The sequence below is a fragment of the Borrelia sp. MN22-0132 genome, assembly GCF_049201035.1.
GTDB classification, from domain to species: Bacteria; Spirochaetota; Spirochaetia; order Borreliales; family Borreliaceae; genus Borrelia; species Borrelia puertoricensis.
Map to the genome: position 1 here is coordinate 473,398 of NZ_CP138334.1, position 17,339 is coordinate 490,736.

Genomic DNA, 17,339 nt, shown 5'->3' on the forward strand with positions numbered 1-17,339 from the left:
TGTTAGTTGAAATTGACATAGAACAACTTTATAAAATTTTGTATTATTACAAGGAGGTTTTTGATAAAATGAGTGAGACTTTTAAAATGGTAGATATTAATCTTGTAGATGTAGATAAGTCGCAACCTAGAAAGTCTATTAATCTTGCTGAGCTTGAAGAATTAAGTATCTCTATAAGAGAAAATGGAATATTGCAACCTATTGTTGTTTTTCATAATAGTGGTAGATATACCTTAGTAATAGGTGAGCGAAGATTTAGAGCTGCTAAATTAGCTGGTATGAGGCAAATCTCTATTATAGAAATAGAGACAACTAGAAAGAATAAAGATTTTATGTCTTTAATTGAAAATATTCAAAGAGAAAATTTAACCCCTGTTGAAGAGGCATATGCTTATAAAAATCTTATGGATAAGCATTCTTTAACCCAAAAAGCTTTATCTGAAAAGATAGGTAAAAATAGGTCTCACGTTGCTAATTTAGTTCGAATTTTGGATCTTGAACAGGAAATATTAAATTCTTTACATAAAAAAGAAATATCATTGGGTCATGCTAAGGTTTTATTGTCGTTAAGAGATAGTCAGGATAGATATGGGCTTTATCTTTTAATCATTAAAAAAAAATTGTCCGTTAGAGAAACAGAAAATTATATTAAAAATTTTTATAAACCTATTAATGATAAATCAGAAATCTTAAGAGATCCTTTTTTAAATAGTGTTAAAGAATTTTTAATAAGCAGAATACAAACTAAAATAAGTATTAAAGGAAGCAAGGAAAAAGGGAAGATCGAAATAAGTTATTTTACATCTTCTGATTTAAAAAGAATTATTTCTATTTTTGAAAGTATTAAGTAATTTTTTTTATGAGATTTATTTTTTGTTTTATGTCTTTTAAAATAATCAAAAATTCTTTCTTATTTTCTATTTTATCTAATTTAATGTTTTTAATGTTTTCTAGTTCTTGTAAGAGTAGTTCTATTAGTTTTATAATGTTTTCTCTTTTAAGTTGTGTTTTATTAAAGTTTATTTCAAGATTATTTTTGTTGTGTTCATCTTTTTGATAACGTGATTTAAATTCTTTTAAAGATTTTATTTTTCCATTAAGAACTTCCATTTTTAAATGAGTAGGACAAGATTTTTTAGAAATTTCATATGAGAGTGATAGTGGTAAATTGTTTATTATGAGTTGCTTATCGGAATTTTCGACAAGCAATTCGTATCTTGATATCAATGAGTAAACTTTATCTTTTTTAAATCCCATACTGGTAAACCATTTATAAAAAAGACCGTCATATTGGTTATTCCCACGTAGTTTTTCTTGTGCCTCTTTTAGTATTCTTCCAATTTCTGTGTAGGTATTGTTAAATATATTGAAAATCTCGTATTGCTTCATTTTTAAAAAGTCGGCTATTTCTTTATCCAATTTTTCATATTTAAAACTTTTGTTTTGAATGATAATTAATTCTTGTTTTACCAAATGTTGTTCGTCTTTTGCATTATTTTTTAACTTTTGGCCCATTAAAGCCATTAAAGTGTCTAGATTGTCTGACATTTTTATCCTTTGATTTTTTCCATTATTTCTTTTGTAAGTTCTAAAAAGTCCTTTGCTGCATTACTTTCTTTTTTATACATATATACTGGTATGTTTTCTTCTTGAGATTTAGAAATACTTATGTTTTTTCTTATTTTAGTATTTAAAAATTTTTCTTTGAATACTTTTTTTAGATAATCAATATATTTTTCTTTGCTTTTGTTTCTAATATCATATTTATTGATAAATACACCTGTAATATCTAGTTCTTTATTTATCTGTTTGACAGCAGTTATTGTATCTAATAATTGATTGATTCCTTCAAATGCAAAAAATTCTGTTTCTATTGGTATTAAAAGATATTTACTTGCAACAAGGGCATTTATTGTAAGTATTGAGAGAGTAGGAGGACAATCAAGAATGATAAAATCATAATCATCTTGTTTATATTGTTCTAAAGCATTTTTTAGAAAATTTTCTCTTGCAATTTCATGTATTAATTCTTTTTCAAGTAGTGCTAGTTTAAGACTTGAAGGAATTATATCCAAGTTAAAATTTTTAATAGGTGTAATTTTTTGTTTTTTATAGATAAGTTCATAACTTGAATTTGTAACTTCTTTTTTTAAAATATTAACACCGCTACTAGTATTACCTTGTGAGTCAATGTCTATTAGAAGAGCTTTTTTATTAAGCAATGTAATTGAATAGGCAATATTTATAGCACTGGTTGTCTTTCCAACACCACCTTTTTGATTAATAATGGATATTATTTTCATAACAATTTTCTCTTAATTAGTGTATATTAATAATATTCTATTGTAGAACATAAGTAATAAAAATGATAATAGTATATATAAAATTCTTTTTAGAAAAAACTAGACAATACACATGTAGACATTTAATCAAATTAAATGTCTACATGTGTATTGTCTAGTTTAATTAAGTTATAGACATAACTTAATTAAACTCAAATTAGAGCAGAGAGTTTGCTTGTAAAAATGTTATGATATTTTTTTTATCTTTTATGTTAAATTTTATTGTAGTGTTTATTTTATCTAGGAATTTTGCGTCTGTAATTTTAATTCCCATCTTATTTTTTGTTCGTATAAGTAAATTATATTGGTTATAATTTAGATTAAGGCATAATGTTTCCATTTCTTCCTTTTCTATTAGATTTGATTTGTTGATTACTTCTTGTGCTGCTTTGGAATATGCTTTAATTAAACCCTGTTTTCCAAGCAGGGTTCCTCCAAAATAGCGTATTGTAATAATTAAGGTGTCTGTTAAATTTTTGTTTAATATGGCGTCTAGAGTAGGTTTTCCAGCTGTTAATCGTGGTTCTTTGTCATCGTTCATTCCATTTATAAATGAATTTAAATTACCGATTCTAAATCCATAGACAACATGAGTTGCGTTTTTAAATTTCAATTTATATTCTTTTAATATTTTATTTATTTCTTCTTTTTTCTCTACATGAAAAATGTATGATAAGAAAATTGATTTTTTTACTTCAATTTTTGAATAAATATTTTCTTTAGGAATTAGCATCATTCAATTTAATAATATATCATCTTTTTTATGTTGAAGTATTTTTAATTTATGTTTATTATTATTAATAATTGTTTTTTTAAATTCTGAGTGCAAGTCTTTAAGAGGTGTTTGAAATGATATCAGGGTTAAATCCTACATTAAAATTGTTTAAGGAACATAGAATACTTTACTCTAATATGGAAAGAGGTTTAAAACCCCTCTTGGAAGTTGATAATTTTATTAATAAATACATTCAAAATAAAGAAGGTTTAGAAATTTATGATAAGGTTGTAGGCAAGGCAGCTGCTGTTATTATTTACAATATTGGGCTTCAAAATGTTCAGGCAGGTGTTATTTCTCAACCGGCAAAAGACTTTTTGGAAAGTAGAGGAATAAGAGTAGGTTTTAAAAGATTAGTAGAGAAGATAAATGATAAAACTGAGAACTTGATTGAAAGCTTAGAAAATCCAGAGGAAGTTTATAAGTACCTGATTAAAAGAGGAATTATTGTAAGTAATTCTTAAAATTTGAATTTATTTGTTTTTTGATTTGGAATATACAGAAATGATTAGTCCTATGTTGTATATTAACATTATTAGGCTTCCCCAGGTTAAGTAGAAATTATCTTTTCCATGATCAAAAAACCATATTCCGGAATAAATTCCCAAAAATCCTCCAATAGCAGAGGTAAGCATAATTAAATTTGGATCAATTACATGTCTAATAATTTGACTTTTACCATCTTGGGTAGCTTGTCTTTCAGAAAATTTACTATCAATGAAAACCATAGTAAGTCCAGTAAGTGTGATGCATAGGAAATAGATTATAAAGATCTTTTTAATGAGTTTAAACATAAAACTTTACCGCCTTTTAGTTTTCAGTTGTTAAAATTAAATAATAATATAAATATAGCATAAAAATAAAAATTTTTTTATATGGATATATAAAAACCAAGTACTTTTGTAAAAGTATAGGTTACTTTGAGAATAATTAATTTATGCAGTAGTAAGTTTAATGCATATTAAGTAAGCTGTATTTTAAATTTTAAGGAGATTATGTGTTATACATTGTGGGAACACCTATAGGTAATTTAGGTGATATTACATATCGTGCAATTGATATTTTAAGATTAGTTGATGTTGTATTTGCTGAGGATACGAGAGTTGCTAAGAGACTTTTATCTCATTATGGTATAGTTAAAAAATTAATTTCTTGTAATGCTGTCATAGAGCATAAGAGAATTGGTTTGTTATTGGAATACTTGTCTAATGGAAAAAGTGTGGCTTTCGTTAGTGATGCGGGCACTCCTTGTCTTAGTGATCCTGGTGGTTTGCTTGTTGATGCGGCATTTAAAAATGGGCATAAAGTTTTTCCTATTCCAGGTGTTAGTTCTTTGAATGCAGTTATTAGTGTAAATCCTTTTAAAGATAAAGTTGTAGTGTTTGAAGGATTTTTGCCAAACAAAGGAATTAAAAGGATTAAAAGGATTGAGGAACTTTATCATAGGGGTGATGCATTTGTTCTTCTTGAATCCAGTCATAGAATTTTGAAGTTATTATTTGAAATTTCTTTAGTAAATTTAGATGCTAATGTTCTTGTTGGTCGTGAGATGACAAAATTATATGAGGAATATAAAATTGGTAAACCTTTAGAGCTTAAGAAATATTTTGAAGAAAATAACAAAAGTAAGGGAGAATTTACGGTTTTGGTTAGCAGGAAGTCTAAAAGTTAAAAATTTTTTACAAGATGAGAAAAAATGTATTAAAGGGTATTATTGATTGTTTATAAGTTATGATGAATCTGAATTACTTGATGAGAGAGGTTATGGTTGTTCAAAAAGTTTTTCAAATATAGATTTAAGGATGGATAAAAATCTGATTTGTATAATTTTGTGTATAATTAATGTATTCTGATATTATGTATTTTGCAAATTGTGATAAATTTAGTGAGAGTATTTTGACTTTTAAGGAATTGGTTTAACAATTTTTACAGTGAGTTTAAGAACAATGATAAAGGTTTTAAAGATTTTTTAATATTGAAAATTCAAGATGGGACATAAGTTTTAAAGATGGATTTATCACTTGTCCAAATTAAGAGAGGTCTACCCATTTACATTTTATGATAAAAAATAGGGATAAGGAAATTTACAAATGTTTAAATTGTGGGTATAAATCTTTAAAGTGGCTTGGGAAATGTCCTGAATGCTTTAGTTGGGAAAGTTTAGTACATTATTCTGAATTTAAATCTGGTTGTGAGGGAGATTTAAGTAAGTCAAAAAATGAAATCTTTTCTTTAAGAGATTTTAAACATGTTGATAATGTTAGACATTTAACAGGTATTGAAGAATTTGATAGAGTTCTTGGTGATGGCATTGTAATTGGTAGTGCAATTTTGATATCAGGCGAGCCTGGCATTGGGAAGTCAACTTTTTTACTTCAAATTTCTAGTATTCTTTCACTTGCTGACAAAAATGTGCTTTATCTTGCAGGTGAAGAATCAATTCCGCAAATTAAATTAAGAGCAAATAGACTTAAAATTTCTTCTGATATATTGATAACTAATGAGATAAATGTTGATTCTTTAATCAAAATGCTTGTAAATATTGAACTTGACTTTATTGTTGTCGATTCTATTCAAACTTTGCATTCAAAAGAAGTTCAAGGTGGGCTTGGAGGGGTTGCTCAATTAAAGCATTGTGTTTATAAGCTTATAGAGTGGGCAAGAGGGAAGAATATAACTTTATGTTTAGTGGGACATATTACGAAGGATGGTATTTTAGCAGGACCAAAAGTAATAGAGCATATGGTAGATTCTGTTTTTTATTTTGAAGAGGCAGAAAAATCGTTACGTATGCTTAGAGCTACTAAAAATAGGTTTGGTGCTATTAATGAAGTAGGTATTTTTGAAATGACGTGTTTGGGGCTTGTTGAGATTAAGGATCCCTCTTCTATTTTTTTGGAGAAAAAGGAAGAAATATCTTCAGGGATTGCTATTGGAATCATTAATGAGGGGAGTCGAGTTTTATTTGTTGAAATACAGGCTTTAATCACAAGAACAGGTATGAATATTCCTAGAATTTTTTCTGAAAAAATAGATTCTAAGAAAATATCAAGAATTTTAGCTGTTCTTAATAAATATTTGAATCTCAGTTTTAATAATGATGATGTATATGTGAATGTTTCTGGGGGCCTTAGGATGGATGATATAGAAATTGAACTTGCTGTTTTGGTTGCATTATTTTCTGCCAAAACCAATGTTATTATAAATCAAGATTTAATCTTTACAGGTGAAATTTCTCTTTCAGGAAAAATTAAGGCATCCTCTAATATTGAGAGTAAGGTTATTGCAGCTAAGAAAGCTGGATTTCAGCATGTTTTGGGAGCAAATTTAAGAGAGAATTATTATAATGGATATGATGGTATAGAGAGTGTTTTAGGTGTTGTTAGGCGGTTAGTGCGAGATAGCAAAAGAGAAGTTCATGAAGAGAGTCGGTTGAAAAATAGATAGTATAAAAAAATGAATGTTAAGTATTGACAAAGTGTAACGTATGTTATAAAGTAGTAAGAGTTGATATTAAGAATTGGAAGAAAAGAGAAGGGAAGAGTTAAGTAAGGTTTAAGAGCCAAATAAAATAAATAACCTGTTAATTTTAAAGTAAAGAAATAAAAATAACGAAGAGTTTGATCCTGGCTTAGAACTAACGCTGGCAGTGCGTCTTAAGCATGCAAGTCGGACGGAATGTAGCAATACATTCCGTGGCGAACGGGTGAGTAACGCGTGGATAATCTACCTATGAGATGGGGATAACTATTAGAAATAGTAGCTAATACCGAATAAGGTCAATTGAGATGTTAATTGATGAAAGGAAGCCTTTAAAGCTTCGCTTATAGATGAGTCTGCGTCTTATTAGCTAGTTGGTAGGATAAGAGCCTACCAAGGCTATGATAAGTAACCGGCCTGAGAGGGTGAACGGTCACACTGGAACTGAGATACGGTCCAGACTCCTACGGGAGGCAGCAGCTAAGAATCTTCCGCAATGGGCGAAAGCCTGACGGAGCGACACTGCGTGAACGAAGAAGGTCGAAAGATTGTAAAGTTCTTTTATAAATGAGGAATAAGCTTTGTAGGAAATGACAAGGTGATGACGTTAATTTATGAATAAGCCCCGGCTAATTACGTGCCAGCAGCCGCGGTAATACGTAAGGGGCGAGCGTTGTTCGGGATTATTGGGCGTAAAGGGTGAGTAGGCGGATATGTAAGTCTATGCGTAAAATACCACAGCTCAACTGTGGAACTATGCTGGAAACTGCATGACTAGAGTCTGATAGGGGAAGTTAGAATTCCTGGTGTAAGGGTGGAATCTGTTGATATCAGGAAGAATACCAGAGGCGAAGGCGAACTTCTAGGTCAAGACTGACGCTGAGTCACGAAAGCGTAGGGAGCGAACAGGATTAGATACCCTGGTAGTCTACGCTGTAAACGATGCACACTTGGTGTTAATCGAAAGGTTAGTACCGAAGCTAACGTGTTAAGTGTGCCGCCTGGGGAGTATGCTCGCAAGAGTGAAACTCAAAGGAATTGACGGGGGCCCGCACAAGCGGTGGAGCATGTGGTTTAATTCGATGATACGCGAGGAACCTTACCAGGGCTTGACATATACAGGATGTAGTTAGAGATAACTATTCCCCGTTTGGGGTCTGTATACAGGTGCTGCATGGTTGTCGTCAGCTCGTGCTGTGAGGTGTTGGGTTAAGTCCCGCAACGAGCGCAACCCTTATTGTCTGTTACCAGCATGTAAAGATGGGGACTCAGACGAGACTGCCGGTGATAAGCCGGAGGAAGGTGGGGATGACGTCAAATCATCATGGCCCTTATGTCCTGGGCTACACACGTGCTACAATGGCCTGTACAAAGCGATGCGAAACAGTGATGTGAAGCAAAACGCATAAAGCAGGTCTCAGTCCAGATTGAAGTCTGAAACTCGACTTCATGAAGTTGGAATCGCTAGTAATCGTATATCAGAATGATACGGTGAATACGTTCTCGGGCCTTGTACACACCGCCCGTCACACCACCCGAGTTGAGGATACCCGAAGCTATTATTCTAACCCGCAAGGGAGGAAGGTATCTAAGGTATGTTTAGTGAGGGGGGTGAAGTCGTAACAAGGTAGCCGTACTGGAAAGTGTGGCTGGATCACCTCCTTTCTAAGAGAAAGAAATTATTATACGGCAAATTATTATTTTAACTCTTCCTTTGTCTTTTCAGAGACTTTTTTTGGGGGTTTAGCTCAGTTGGTTTAGAGCATCGGCTTTGCAAGCCGGGGGTCAAGGGTTCGAATCCCTTAACCTCCATTTGTTTATTGTAAAAGTGAATGAATGGAGGTTATGGTTTTAAAGATTAACTTGTGTTGTATCAATTGAAAGCTAGCTTTAAGAATTAAAAAAAATCCTATTAAAATTTTGATTTTCAGATAAAATGTTTTTTATGTTTAATGATTTATTTAGAGTAAATTCTCATTTATAAGATAAGCAATATAAAAAATAAGGGTATTACTTATTTATTTTTTTGTTTGAATTAAATTATTTTATTTAAGTTGTTTTAAAATTTTTTAGCTTGTAGGAAATAATTTTTACTTCATGCAAATTTTAAGATATTTGATGTTTTTGTTTGTTTTGAGTGAGTAAATATAATATATGGTTTGCTATTTTAGCACATGGTTTTATATTACTTGTTGTCTTGATGATTTTGTTGATAAATTTAAATAGACTTAACAAATTTTTATTGCATACGGCAAGCTTGATTGAAGCTCAGAAATGCATCTTTGAATTATTTTGTTGAGATTACTAAATGTTTAGTAGGAGTTGAGTTTATTCAATTGGGACCAGGAGGAGTTGAACCTCCGACCTCAGGTTTATCAGACCTGCGCTCTAACCACCTGAGCTATGATCCCTTAGATATTCTTACCCTTTAAGATTCTATTTAACTTTATTGTGTTTGTCAATATATAGTTTTTTTTTCATGATACTTGTTTGTTATTTGCAATTTTTATTTAACGTTTTTTTCAATTATAATAAGTTTTGAATTTGATTTTTGTTTTGGTTTAAAATTGTACTGATGAATAGAGAATTTTTTATGCAAGATGCTGTTAGTGTGGCCAAATCTTTGCTTGGACACTTGATTGTTAGGAAAATAGGTGACAGGGAAATTATTTCAAGAATTGTTGAGACGGAAGCTTATATGGGTGTAATAGACAAAGCTTGTCATGCTTATGGGGGAAGAAGGACAAGTCGTACCAGTGCTATGTATAATATTGGGGGATATTCTTATATTTATATGATTTATGGCATGTATTACATGTTAAACGTTGTGGTATCTAATGAATATAATCCCCATGCTGTTTTGATAAGAGGTATTGAGCCTATTTCACCAAAAGTTGATGGAATATTTACTAATGGACCTGGCAAGCTTGCTAAGTTTTTAAATATAGATTTAAAATTTAATAAAATTGATCTTATTAATAATTGTGAACTTTTTTTAAAAAGAGGTTTATCTTTTAATTTTGAAGTGTCATGCTCAAAGAGAATAAATGTTGATTATGCAGGTGAGGAGTATGCGAATAAACTTTGGCGATTTTACATAAGGGGCAATAAATATGTTTCTAAATGTTAATTTTCCTTATTTTTTTCAAGAATAGGATCAATTATCTCTTTAATAAAATTTTCAACTTGGCATGAGGCAAAACCTATATTTTCATTTAGATTTAAGATTTCATCTATGTTTTTAGATGTTAATTTGAAACTTTGATCATTAAGGATTAGTTTAATTAAGTCGTTCTCAGTTGTTCCTGAATAAAGATTTTCCTTTACTTGCATTGAATAAATTCTTATCTTTTCATGTAATATTTGTCTATCACCTCCATTGTTTGTTGCTTTCATCAATATGTCTTCTGTTAATATAAATGGCATTTCTGTTGTAACGTGTTTTTTAATCATTTTTTTGTTTACTCTGATATTATTAAATATTTTATTTAGTAATATCAAGATAGCATCAGCAGCTAAGAATGCTTGGGGAATATTGAGTCTTTTGCAGGCTGAATCATCCAGAGTTCTCTCAAGCCATTGAGTTGCTGCTATAAAACCACCACTTGATTGTAGGCTCATTATAAACTTGGCAAGGGAGGCTATTCTTTCGCTATAGATAGGATTTCTTTTGTAAGGCATTGCGGATGAACCTATTTGGTGTTTTTCAAAATGTTCTTCAATTTCTTTAAGATGTTGCATGAATCTGATGTCATTGGTAATCTTATGTGCGCTTTGGGCTAGATTGCTTAAGAAATTTAATATTGATGAATCAAATTTGCGATCATAAGTTTGACCAGTTATTTTATAAACTTTGTCAAATCCCATTTTTTTTGCAAGATTTATATCTAGATCTTTTACTCTTTCAAAGTTAGACGCAAACAATTCTTTAAAGCTACTTTGATTTCCAACTGTACCCTTTACTCCTCTAAAACACATTTTGGACATAATGAACTTAAGTTCTTCAAAGTCAAAAATTAGACTTTGGAGCCATAAGCTACTTCTTTTTCCAAGAGTTGTTAATTGTGCTTCTTGTAGATGTGTATATGCAAGTGTTACCAGGTTTTTATGCTTTAGTGAGAATTTTTTTAAAGTGTTAATTAGTTTTATCAGTTTATTCTCAATGAGCAATAAAGCTTCTTTGATTTGGATTAAGTCTGTGTTATCCATTAAATATGCACTTGTTACACCAAGGTGTAGAATTTTTCTAGCATCATCACCAGCCAAGTCGGCATAAGCATAGAGATGGGCCATGACTTCATGTTGAAATTTTGATTCATATTTTTCTACAAGTTCAAAATCAATGTTTTCTATGTGTTTATATAGTTTATTGAGTTGTTTATTACTAATGTTTATTCCCAATTCTTTTTGCACTAAAGCTAAGTTGTACCACAACTTTCTCCATGTGGTGTACTTGAATTTTGGTGAAAAAATGTAAAGCATTTCTTTACTTGCATATCTTGATTTTAACGGGTTTATATATTTATCCACTTTTGATTCCTAAAAATGGTTTTTTCTCTCTCTGCTCCAAGAGATAAAATCGAAATTTGTACCCCTACTTCTCTTTCTATAAATTCAATGTACTCTTTAGCTTCGATAGGCAAATCTTCATAACGGCTAATATTTCTAATATTTTGTTTAAATCCTTTAAAGACTTTGTATACAGGTTTGACATTCTCAAGTATTTCACAAGAAGTAGGTATATGGTCATATCTTTTGCCTTTAAATTCATAAGCTGTGCAAATCTTAAGGTCTTCAATGTCATTTAGTATGTCTAATTTAGTTAGGGCTAAATGGTTTAGTTCGTTAAGGCTTATCGATTTTTTTATTGTTAAGAGATCAAGCCAACCAATTCTTCTCGGTCTGTTTGTTGTTGAACCATATTCTTGTCCCTTTTCTCTAATTTTATCCCCAATAGGACCTAAAATTTCAGTTACAAACGGTCCTGAACCAACTCTTGATGAGAATGCTTTTACTATGCCAATCTTTTCCTTAATTTTTGAGATAGGAATACCACAGCCTGTTGTTGCTGTAATTAATGTATTGCTTGATGTTACGAATGGAAATGTTCCATGTTCAATGTCAAGCATTGTGCCTTGAGCACCTTCTATTAAGATAATTTTTCCTGAATTTATGACCTGATTTAATATTTCTTCTGTATTTGTGATTGCAGATTGGAGTATTGCTATATATTTTTTATATTTACTTAAAATATCATCATAATAAAAAGGTTTATGGTTGTATATTTTTTCTATAATTTCATTTTTTTCATCTAAATTTATTTTTAATTTTCTTTCGAAAATTTCAATGTCAAGTAAGTCAACAGCTCTTATTCCTGTTCTGTTAATTTTATCAGCATAGCAAGGTCCAATTCCTCGTTTTGTAGTTCCGATTTTGTGAACACCCTTTTTTTGTTCATTAAGTTCGTCAAGTTTAATGTGATAAGGCATTATTATATGTGCTTTATCACTTATGAATATTTCTGTCTTTATGTTATTGTGCTTGAGAGCTTCAAGTTCTTTAATTAAGATTGAGGGATCAATTACTACACCAGGACCAAGTATACATTTTGCTCCTTGCAAAACACCTGATGGTAGTAGATTAAAGATGAATTTTTTATTATTGACAACAATTGTATGTCCGGCGTTATTTCCTCCGTTAAACCTTACAACATAATCTATCTTTGATGAGAGAAAGTCTATAATTTTTCCCTTACCCTCATCACCCCATTGAGTTCCAATAACTGCATAAATTGACATTTATATCTCCTATTTACTTATTTTTGCTATATTCTTTAAAGTTCTGTGTTGTTCATTAAAGTCAATGCCATATCCAACTATGAAATCATTTTCAATCTCAAATCCCGCATAGTCTATCTTTAATTCTATTAATCTTCTGGATGGTTTGTTAAAAAGAGTACAAATTTTAATCTCTTTAGGATTTTTGGTTTTTAAGTGAGCAACGATTTTTTCGTATGTAAGCCCAGTATCTATGATATCATCAAAGATGATTACGTAACTATTTTGTATATTAATGTCGATATCTTTTTTAATTATTACATTTAATGAAGAAAAAGTTTTATTTTTATAACTTGAAGCTTGCAGGAAATCTATTTTTACGTTTAATCCAATTTCTCTTGTAATATCTGCAAAAAATATAAAAGAGCCTTTAAGAAGTGATATAAAAACCACGTTGTTTTTATCCTCATAATAGTTTCTAATCTTTTTCGCTAGCTCTTTAATTTTGCTTTTTATTTTTTCTTCTGTGAATAAAGTTGAAATTTTATCACTCATTCAGCTTTACATTTAACTCTCTCTTCAACTTTTGACATTAATTATTATATTTTTTTTATTAATTTAATTCAAGTTAGAGATTATAAGTCATGAATTTAATGTGATATCATTTATTTAAAAAGAGGATGTTATAATGAATGCCAATTATGAAAAGTATAAGATGTTGGTTTTTGATCTTGATGGAACATTGCTTAATAACAATCATGAAATTGCGCCATTGACTCTTAAAGTTCTTTTAAGATTAAAGAATGATTTTCATATAATTATTGCTACTGGTAGAAGATTATATGAAGTTAAGGACATTTTAATGCAACTTAAAGATGTGCAAATTGATGAGAGTTATATTATAACGGCTAATGGTGCTGAGGTGTTTTTAAAAAATAATCTGATTTTGAGATATAAGATTAATTATGATGTAGTAAGAGAACTTCTTAAAGTAGAGCGAGGGGATATTGATGTTAATCTTTATACTCTTAATGATTGGTATTCTGATAGAGAGATTAGAAGTCCAATTATGAATTATTTTATTGAAAATTTAGGCGTACAACCTATTATTACTGATTTATCTGAACTTGAGATAGATTCTTGTTCCAAAATAGTTTATTATTCTCATGATTTTTCTAAGCTTGAAGAGTTTGAAAATAAAATTAGAGATAAAAATTTTAAAGATATAAGTATATTTTATTCTGCTAATGATCTTTTGGAAATTACAAATATTGATGCTAGTAAATATAATGCTATTAAAAGTATTGCTTTATTTGAGTGTATTTCTATTGATGCTATTTTAGCATTTGGAGATAATGGCAATGATTATGAGATGTTAAAAAATGCTGGAAAAGGTATTCTCATGCAAAATGCAAACAATTTTGTTAAGAATCATTTATTAAACAACGAGGTTACAAAATTCAGTAATGATGAAGATGGAGTTGCAAAGTTTTTAATTGAGTTTTTTAATCTTGACATTCAATTTTAAGTAATCTTTTTCTTACTTTTTCTTATATTTTATCTAAACCATTTGGGTTTTCAATATTTGCTTTATACTTTGTCTGAGATAATTATTTTATTTACTTATTTCATGAATTATGTGTTTTTCATGGTCATTTTGTGTATAAATTTTATGATTATTTTTTTGTCAACAATTAATCTGATATTTTTTTTGTGTCTTTTAATTATTGAAAAAATTTTTTAATTAAAAGTGTAATAATGGTATTGACATAGTAAAGTGAAAAGTATATATTATTCTATGTTGTATAAACGATTGGCAAGTTAGAGATGGAAGATAAAAATATGGTCAAAGTAATAAAGAGTCTATGGTGAATGCCTAGGAGCTTTAAGGCGAAGAAGGTCGTGGTAAGCTGCGAAAAGCTTGGGGGAGAAGCAAACATTTTATGATCCCAAGGTCACCGAATGGAGTAATCCAATTAGCTAGATGCTAATTATTTACTGCGCATGTGGTAAAGGCTATACCAGGGGAAGTGAACCATCTAAGTACCCTGAGGAAAAGAAATCAAAGAGATTCCCTAAGTAGTGGCGAACGAAAGGGGAGTAGCCTAAACTTTAAATGTGTCAAGCTGCAGAGCATTGCATTTAGAGGGTTGTAGGACGCTTGAAGCTTAGTCTGCAATAAGCTGAGAAGTTACAAAATATTTATGTAGAAGAATAACTTGGAAAAGTTAGCCAAAGAAGGTGATAGCCCTGTAATTTAAATGTAAATATCTTCTTAAAGATGTTCCTAAGTAGGACGGGACACGAGAAACCTTGTCTGAAGCTGGGGAGACCACTCTCCAAGGCTAAATACTATAAAGCTACCGATAGTGAAGAGTACCGTGAGGGAAAGGTGAAAAGAACCCCGGGAGGGGAGTGAAATAGAACTGAAACCGTAGACTTACAAGCAGTCAAAGCCATGATTATTCATGGTGATGGCGTGCCTTTTGCATAATGAACCTGCGAGTTATCATGTCTAGCAAGGTTAAGGTATTGTAGTGCTGGAGCCTGAGCGAAAGCGAGTCTTAAACGGGCGATTTAGTTAGATGTGGTAGACCCGAAGCCGAGTGATCTATTTATGGCCAGGCTGAAGCTTGGGTAAAACCAAGTGGAGGGCCGAACCCTAGTCTGTTTAAAAAGGCAGGGATGAGCTGTGAATAGGAGTGAAAGGCTAAACAAACTCGGATATAGCTGGTTCTCCTCGAAATGGATTTAAGTTCAGCCTTATTTTAGTGCAATAGAGGTAGAGCACTAATTGAGCTAGGGCCTGTCAAAGGGTACCAAACTCAGTTAAACTCCGAATGCTATTGTATGATGAATAGGAGTGAGACTATGGGCGATAAGGTCCATAGTCGAGAGGGAAACAACCCAGACCAACAGCTAAGGTCTCAGAAATGTGTTAAGTGGAAAAGGAGGTTTAGGTACGTAAACATCCAGGAGGTTGGCTTAGAAGCAGCCATACCTTTAAAGAGTGCGTAATAGCTCACTGGTCGAGTACTTAAGCGCCGATAATGTAACGGGGCTAAACACATTACCGAAGCTTTGGATTCTAATTTACGTTAGAATGGTAGAGGAGCGTTCTGTAAGCCTGAGAAGTTAAACTGAGAAGTTTGATGGAGGTATCAGAAGTGAGAATGCAGGTATGAGTAACGAAAAAATGGGTGAGATCCCCATTCGCCGAAAACCTAAGGTTTCCTGGGTGAAGGTCGTCTTCCCAGGGTTAGTCGGCCCCTAAGGCAAAGCTGAAAAGTGAAGTCGATGGGAAACGGGTTAATATTCCCGTACCTCTTATAGTTTCGATTGGAGTGACGCATGAGGTTAACTACTGCTAGGCGATGGTAGTCCTAGTTTAAGCATTAAGGTGTTGATTTTAGTAGGAAAATCCGCTAAAAGAGCTGAGATGTGATGATGAGTGTTGTTTAGGCAACATGAAATGTAGGTAGTCAAGGTGCCAAGAAATAACTTCTAAGGTTAGGCTATAAGGGACCGTACCGCAAACCGACACAGGTAGGTGGGATGAAAATTCTAAGGCGCGCGAGAGAATCCACGTTAAGGAACTCTGCAAAATACATACGTAACTTCGGGATAAGTATGACCTAAGAGATTAGGTAGCATAAAAATGGTCCGAACGACTGTTTACCAAAAACACAGGTCTCTGCAAATCTGTGAAGAGAAGTATAGGGACTGACACCTGCCCGGTGCTGGAAGGTTAAGAGGAGATGTTAGTGTAAAACGAGGCATTGAATTTAAGCCCCAGTAAACGGCGGCCGTAACTATAACGGTCCTAAGGTAGCGAAATTCCTTGTCGGGTAAGTTCCGACCCGCACGAATGGTGTAACGATTTGGACGCTGTCTCAACGTGGAGCTCGGTGAAATTGAAGTATCGGTGAAGATGCCGATTACTTGTGGTTAGACGGAAAGACCCCGTGAACCTTTACTATAGCTTGGTATTGAGATTTGATTAAATATGTGTAGGATAGGTGGGAGACTTTGAAGCTATCTCGTTAGGGATAGTGGAGTCGCACTTGAAATACCACCCTTGTTTAATTAAGTTTCTAACTTATAGTGATATGAGGAGAGTGCCAGGTGGGTAGTTTGACTGGGGCGGTCGCCTCCCAAAGAGTAACGGAGGTGCGCAAAGGTTACCTTAGAGTGGTTGGAAATCACTCTGTAAGTGTAAAGGCATAAGGTAGCTTAACTGTGAGACTGACAAGTCGAGCAGATACGAAAGTAGGTCTTAGTGATCTGGCGGTAGCGAGTGGAAGCGCCGTCACTTAACGAATAAAAGGTACTCCGGGGATAACAGGCTTATCCTTCCCAAGAGTTCACATCGACGGAAGGGTTTGGCACCTCGATGTCGGCTCATCGCATCCTAGGGCTGGAGCAGGTCCTAAGGGTATGGCTGTTCGCCATTTAAAGCGGTACGCGAGCTGGGTTCAGAACGTCGTGAGACAGTTTGGTCCCTATCTGCCACAAGCGTTGGATATTTGAGAGGAGCTATCTCTAGTACGAGAGGACCGAGATGGACGAACCTCTAGTGTACCAGTTATCCTGCCAAGGGTAAGTGCTGGGTAGCTACGTTCGGAAGGGATAACCGCTGAAAGCATCTAAGTGGGAAGCCTTCCTCAAGATGAGATATCCTATTAGGGTCCTGGGAGAATACCAGGTTGATAGGTTAGAAGTGTAAGTATAGTAATATATTAAGCTGACTAATACTAATTACCCAAATCTTTGACCATATTTTTGTCTTCCTTATATACCCTGGTGATTAAAGAAAAGAGGAAACACCTGTTATCATTCCGAACACAGAAGTTAAGCTCTTATTCGCTGATGGTACTGCGAGTTCGCGGGAGAGTAGGTTATTGCCAGGGTTTTTTTGTTTGCATTTTGATATATCTAATATGTATTAGACATATATTGTAAATT

At 32.3% G+C, this 17,339-nt stretch carries 13 protein-coding genes, 2 tRNA genes and 3 rRNA genes; 10 read left to right on the forward strand and 8 right to left on the reverse strand.

Annotated features, from left to right (window positions below; genetic code table 11):
- Positions 1-68: 68 nt before the first annotated feature.
- Complete coding sequence (locus R5397_RS02245; protein ID WP_421622746.1) at positions 69-851, forward strand: ParB/RepB/Spo0J family partition protein; 783 nt, start codon at positions 69-71, stop codon at positions 849-851.
- Here R5397_RS02245 and R5397_RS02250 read toward each other — a convergent pair.
- From R5397_RS02250 to R5397_RS02260, 3 genes are all read right to left on the reverse strand, one after another.
- Complete coding sequence (locus R5397_RS02250; RefSeq protein WP_421622747.1) at positions 844-1,548, reverse strand: hypothetical protein; 705 nt, start codon at positions 1,546-1,548, stop codon at positions 844-846. The two genes, R5397_RS02245 and R5397_RS02250, sit on opposite strands and share 8 nt — an antisense overlap.
- 2 nt (positions 1,549-1,550) lie before the next feature.
- The gene (locus tag R5397_RS02255) at positions 1,551-2,303 is read right to left on the reverse strand and encodes a ParA family protein (protein WP_247065586.1); all 753 of its coding nucleotides are present in this window, start codon (positions 2,301-2,303) and stop codon (positions 1,551-1,553) included.
- A 196-nt stretch (positions 2,304-2,499) separates the two neighbouring features.
- Positions 2,500-3,078 carry a YigZ family protein gene (locus tag R5397_RS02260; RefSeq protein WP_247065585.1) on the reverse strand — a complete coding sequence of 193 codons (579 nt, stop codon included), beginning with the start codon at positions 3,076-3,078 and terminating at the stop codon, positions 2,500-2,502.
- A 113-nt stretch (positions 3,079-3,191) separates the two neighbouring features.
- Here R5397_RS02260 and R5397_RS02265 point away from each other — a divergent pair, with 113 nt between their 5' ends.
- A complete protein-coding gene (locus R5397_RS02265) occupies positions 3,192-3,581 on the forward strand; it encodes a DUF1893 domain-containing protein (RefSeq protein ID WP_247065584.1) in 390 nt (129 codons plus the stop codon).
- Between the two features lie 9 nt (positions 3,582-3,590).
- On the opposite strand, the gene R5397_RS02270 is transcribed toward R5397_RS02265, so the two are convergent.
- On the reverse strand, positions 3,591-3,911 hold the full coding sequence (locus R5397_RS02270; protein ID WP_421622748.1) for a hypothetical protein: 321 nt from the start codon (positions 3,909-3,911) through the stop codon (positions 3,591-3,593).
- Between the two features lie 203 nt (positions 3,912-4,114).
- Between R5397_RS02270 and rsmI the strand changes: the two genes are divergently transcribed.
- The 4 genes from rsmI (at position 4,115) to R5397_RS02290 (ending at position 8,409) form a co-directional block, all read left to right on the forward strand.
- Positions 4,115-4,789 carry a 16S rRNA (cytidine(1402)-2'-O)-methyltransferase gene (gene rsmI / locus R5397_RS02275; protein ID WP_247065582.1) on the forward strand — a complete coding sequence of 225 codons (675 nt, stop codon included), beginning with the start codon at positions 4,115-4,117 and terminating at the stop codon, positions 4,787-4,789.
- Between the two features lie 386 nt (positions 4,790-5,175).
- The gene (radA, locus tag R5397_RS02280) at positions 5,176-6,564 is read left to right on the forward strand and encodes a DNA repair protein RadA (RefSeq protein ID WP_247065581.1); all 1,389 of its coding nucleotides are present in this window, start codon (positions 5,176-5,178) and stop codon (positions 6,562-6,564) included.
- A gap of 161 nt (positions 6,565-6,725) precedes the next feature.
- Positions 6,726-8,262, forward strand: a 16S ribosomal RNA gene (locus R5397_RS02285).
- Between the two features lie 72 nt (positions 8,263-8,334).
- Positions 8,335-8,409: transfer RNA gene (locus tag R5397_RS02290), tRNA-Ala, on the forward strand.
- Positions 8,410-8,934: 525 nt separating this feature from the next.
- Here R5397_RS02290 and R5397_RS02295 read toward each other — a convergent pair.
- A tRNA-Ile gene (locus tag R5397_RS02295) sits at positions 8,935-9,008 on the reverse strand.
- A 164-nt stretch (positions 9,009-9,172) separates the two neighbouring features.
- Here R5397_RS02295 and R5397_RS02300 point away from each other — a divergent pair.
- Complete coding sequence (locus tag R5397_RS02300) at positions 9,173-9,727, forward strand: DNA-3-methyladenine glycosylase (RefSeq protein WP_247065580.1); 555 nt, start codon at positions 9,173-9,175, stop codon at positions 9,725-9,727.
- On the opposite strand, the gene purB is transcribed toward R5397_RS02300, so the two are convergent.
- Genes purB through hpt form a run of 3 tightly spaced genes read right to left on the reverse strand, consistent with a single transcriptional unit; the run spans position 9,724 to position 12,929 of the window.
- Positions 9,724-11,127, reverse strand: coding sequence for an adenylosuccinate lyase (gene purB / locus R5397_RS02305; protein ID WP_421622749.1), 1,404 nt, complete (start codon positions 11,125-11,127; stop codon positions 9,724-9,726). The genes R5397_RS02300 and purB overlap by 4 nt on opposite strands.
- Positions 11,112-12,395: an adenylosuccinate synthase gene (locus tag R5397_RS02310; protein ID WP_421622750.1), complete on the reverse strand. Its 1,284-nt coding sequence runs from the start codon at positions 12,393-12,395 to the stop codon at positions 11,112-11,114. The genes purB and R5397_RS02310 overlap by 16 nt, the downstream gene beginning before the upstream one ends.
- Positions 12,396-12,404: 9 nt before the next feature.
- Entirely contained in the window at positions 12,405-12,929 is a 525-nt protein-coding gene (hpt, locus tag R5397_RS02315) for a hypoxanthine phosphoribosyltransferase (RefSeq protein ID WP_421622751.1), read from the reverse strand.
- Positions 12,930-13,062: 133 nt separating this feature from the next.
- On the opposite strand from hpt, the gene R5397_RS02320 reads away from it, so the two are divergent.
- The 3 genes from R5397_RS02320 (at position 13,063) to rrf (ending at position 17,284) form a co-directional block, all read left to right on the forward strand.
- The gene (locus R5397_RS02320; RefSeq protein WP_421622752.1) at positions 13,063-13,902 is read left to right on the forward strand and encodes a Cof-type HAD-IIB family hydrolase; all 840 of its coding nucleotides are present in this window, start codon (positions 13,063-13,065) and stop codon (positions 13,900-13,902) included.
- 316 nt (positions 13,903-14,218) lie between these two features.
- Positions 14,219-17,152 (forward strand): 23S ribosomal RNA (locus R5397_RS02325).
- A 21-nt stretch (positions 17,153-17,173) separates the two neighbouring features.
- Positions 17,174-17,284: ribosomal RNA gene (rrf, locus tag R5397_RS02330) — 5S ribosomal RNA — on the forward strand.
- Positions 17,285-17,339 lie beyond the last annotated feature (55 nt).

Excerpts from the sequence above, each read along its gene's own strand:
- radA (WP_247065581.1), top strand. The coding sequence starts at position 5,176 with ATGATAAAAAATAGGGATAAGGAAATTTACAAATGTTTAAATTGTGGG.
- R5397_RS02245 (WP_421622746.1), top strand. The coding sequence starts at position 69 with ATGAGTGAGACTTTTAAAATGGTAGATATTAATCTTGTAGATGTAGAT.
- R5397_RS02310 (WP_421622750.1), bottom strand. The coding sequence starts at position 12,395 with ATGTCAATTTATGCAGTTATTGGAACTCAATGGGGTGATGAGGGTAAG.
- R5397_RS02270 (WP_421622748.1), bottom strand. The coding sequence starts at position 3,911 with ATGTTTAAACTCATTAAAAAGATCTTTATAATCTATTTCCTATGCATC.
- hpt (WP_421622751.1), bottom strand. The coding sequence starts at position 12,929 with ATGAGTGATAAAATTTCAACTTTATTCACAGAAGAAAAAATAAAAAGC.
- R5397_RS02300 (WP_247065580.1), top strand. The coding sequence starts at position 9,173 with ATGAATAGAGAATTTTTTATGCAAGATGCTGTTAGTGTGGCCAAATCT.
- R5397_RS02260 (WP_247065585.1), bottom strand. The coding sequence starts at position 3,078 with ATGATGCTAATTCCTAAAGAAAATATTTATTCAAAAATTGAAGTAAAA.
- R5397_RS02250 (WP_421622747.1), bottom strand. The coding sequence starts at position 1,548 with ATGTCAGACAATCTAGACACTTTAATGGCTTTAATGGGCCAAAAGTTA.
- R5397_RS02265 (WP_247065584.1), top strand. The coding sequence starts at position 3,192 with ATGATATCAGGGTTAAATCCTACATTAAAATTGTTTAAGGAACATAGA.
- R5397_RS02255 (WP_247065586.1), bottom strand. The coding sequence starts at position 2,303 with ATGAAAATAATATCCATTATTAATCAAAAAGGTGGTGTTGGAAAGACA.
- R5397_RS02320 (WP_421622752.1), top strand. The coding sequence starts at position 13,063 with ATGAATGCCAATTATGAAAAGTATAAGATGTTGGTTTTTGATCTTGAT.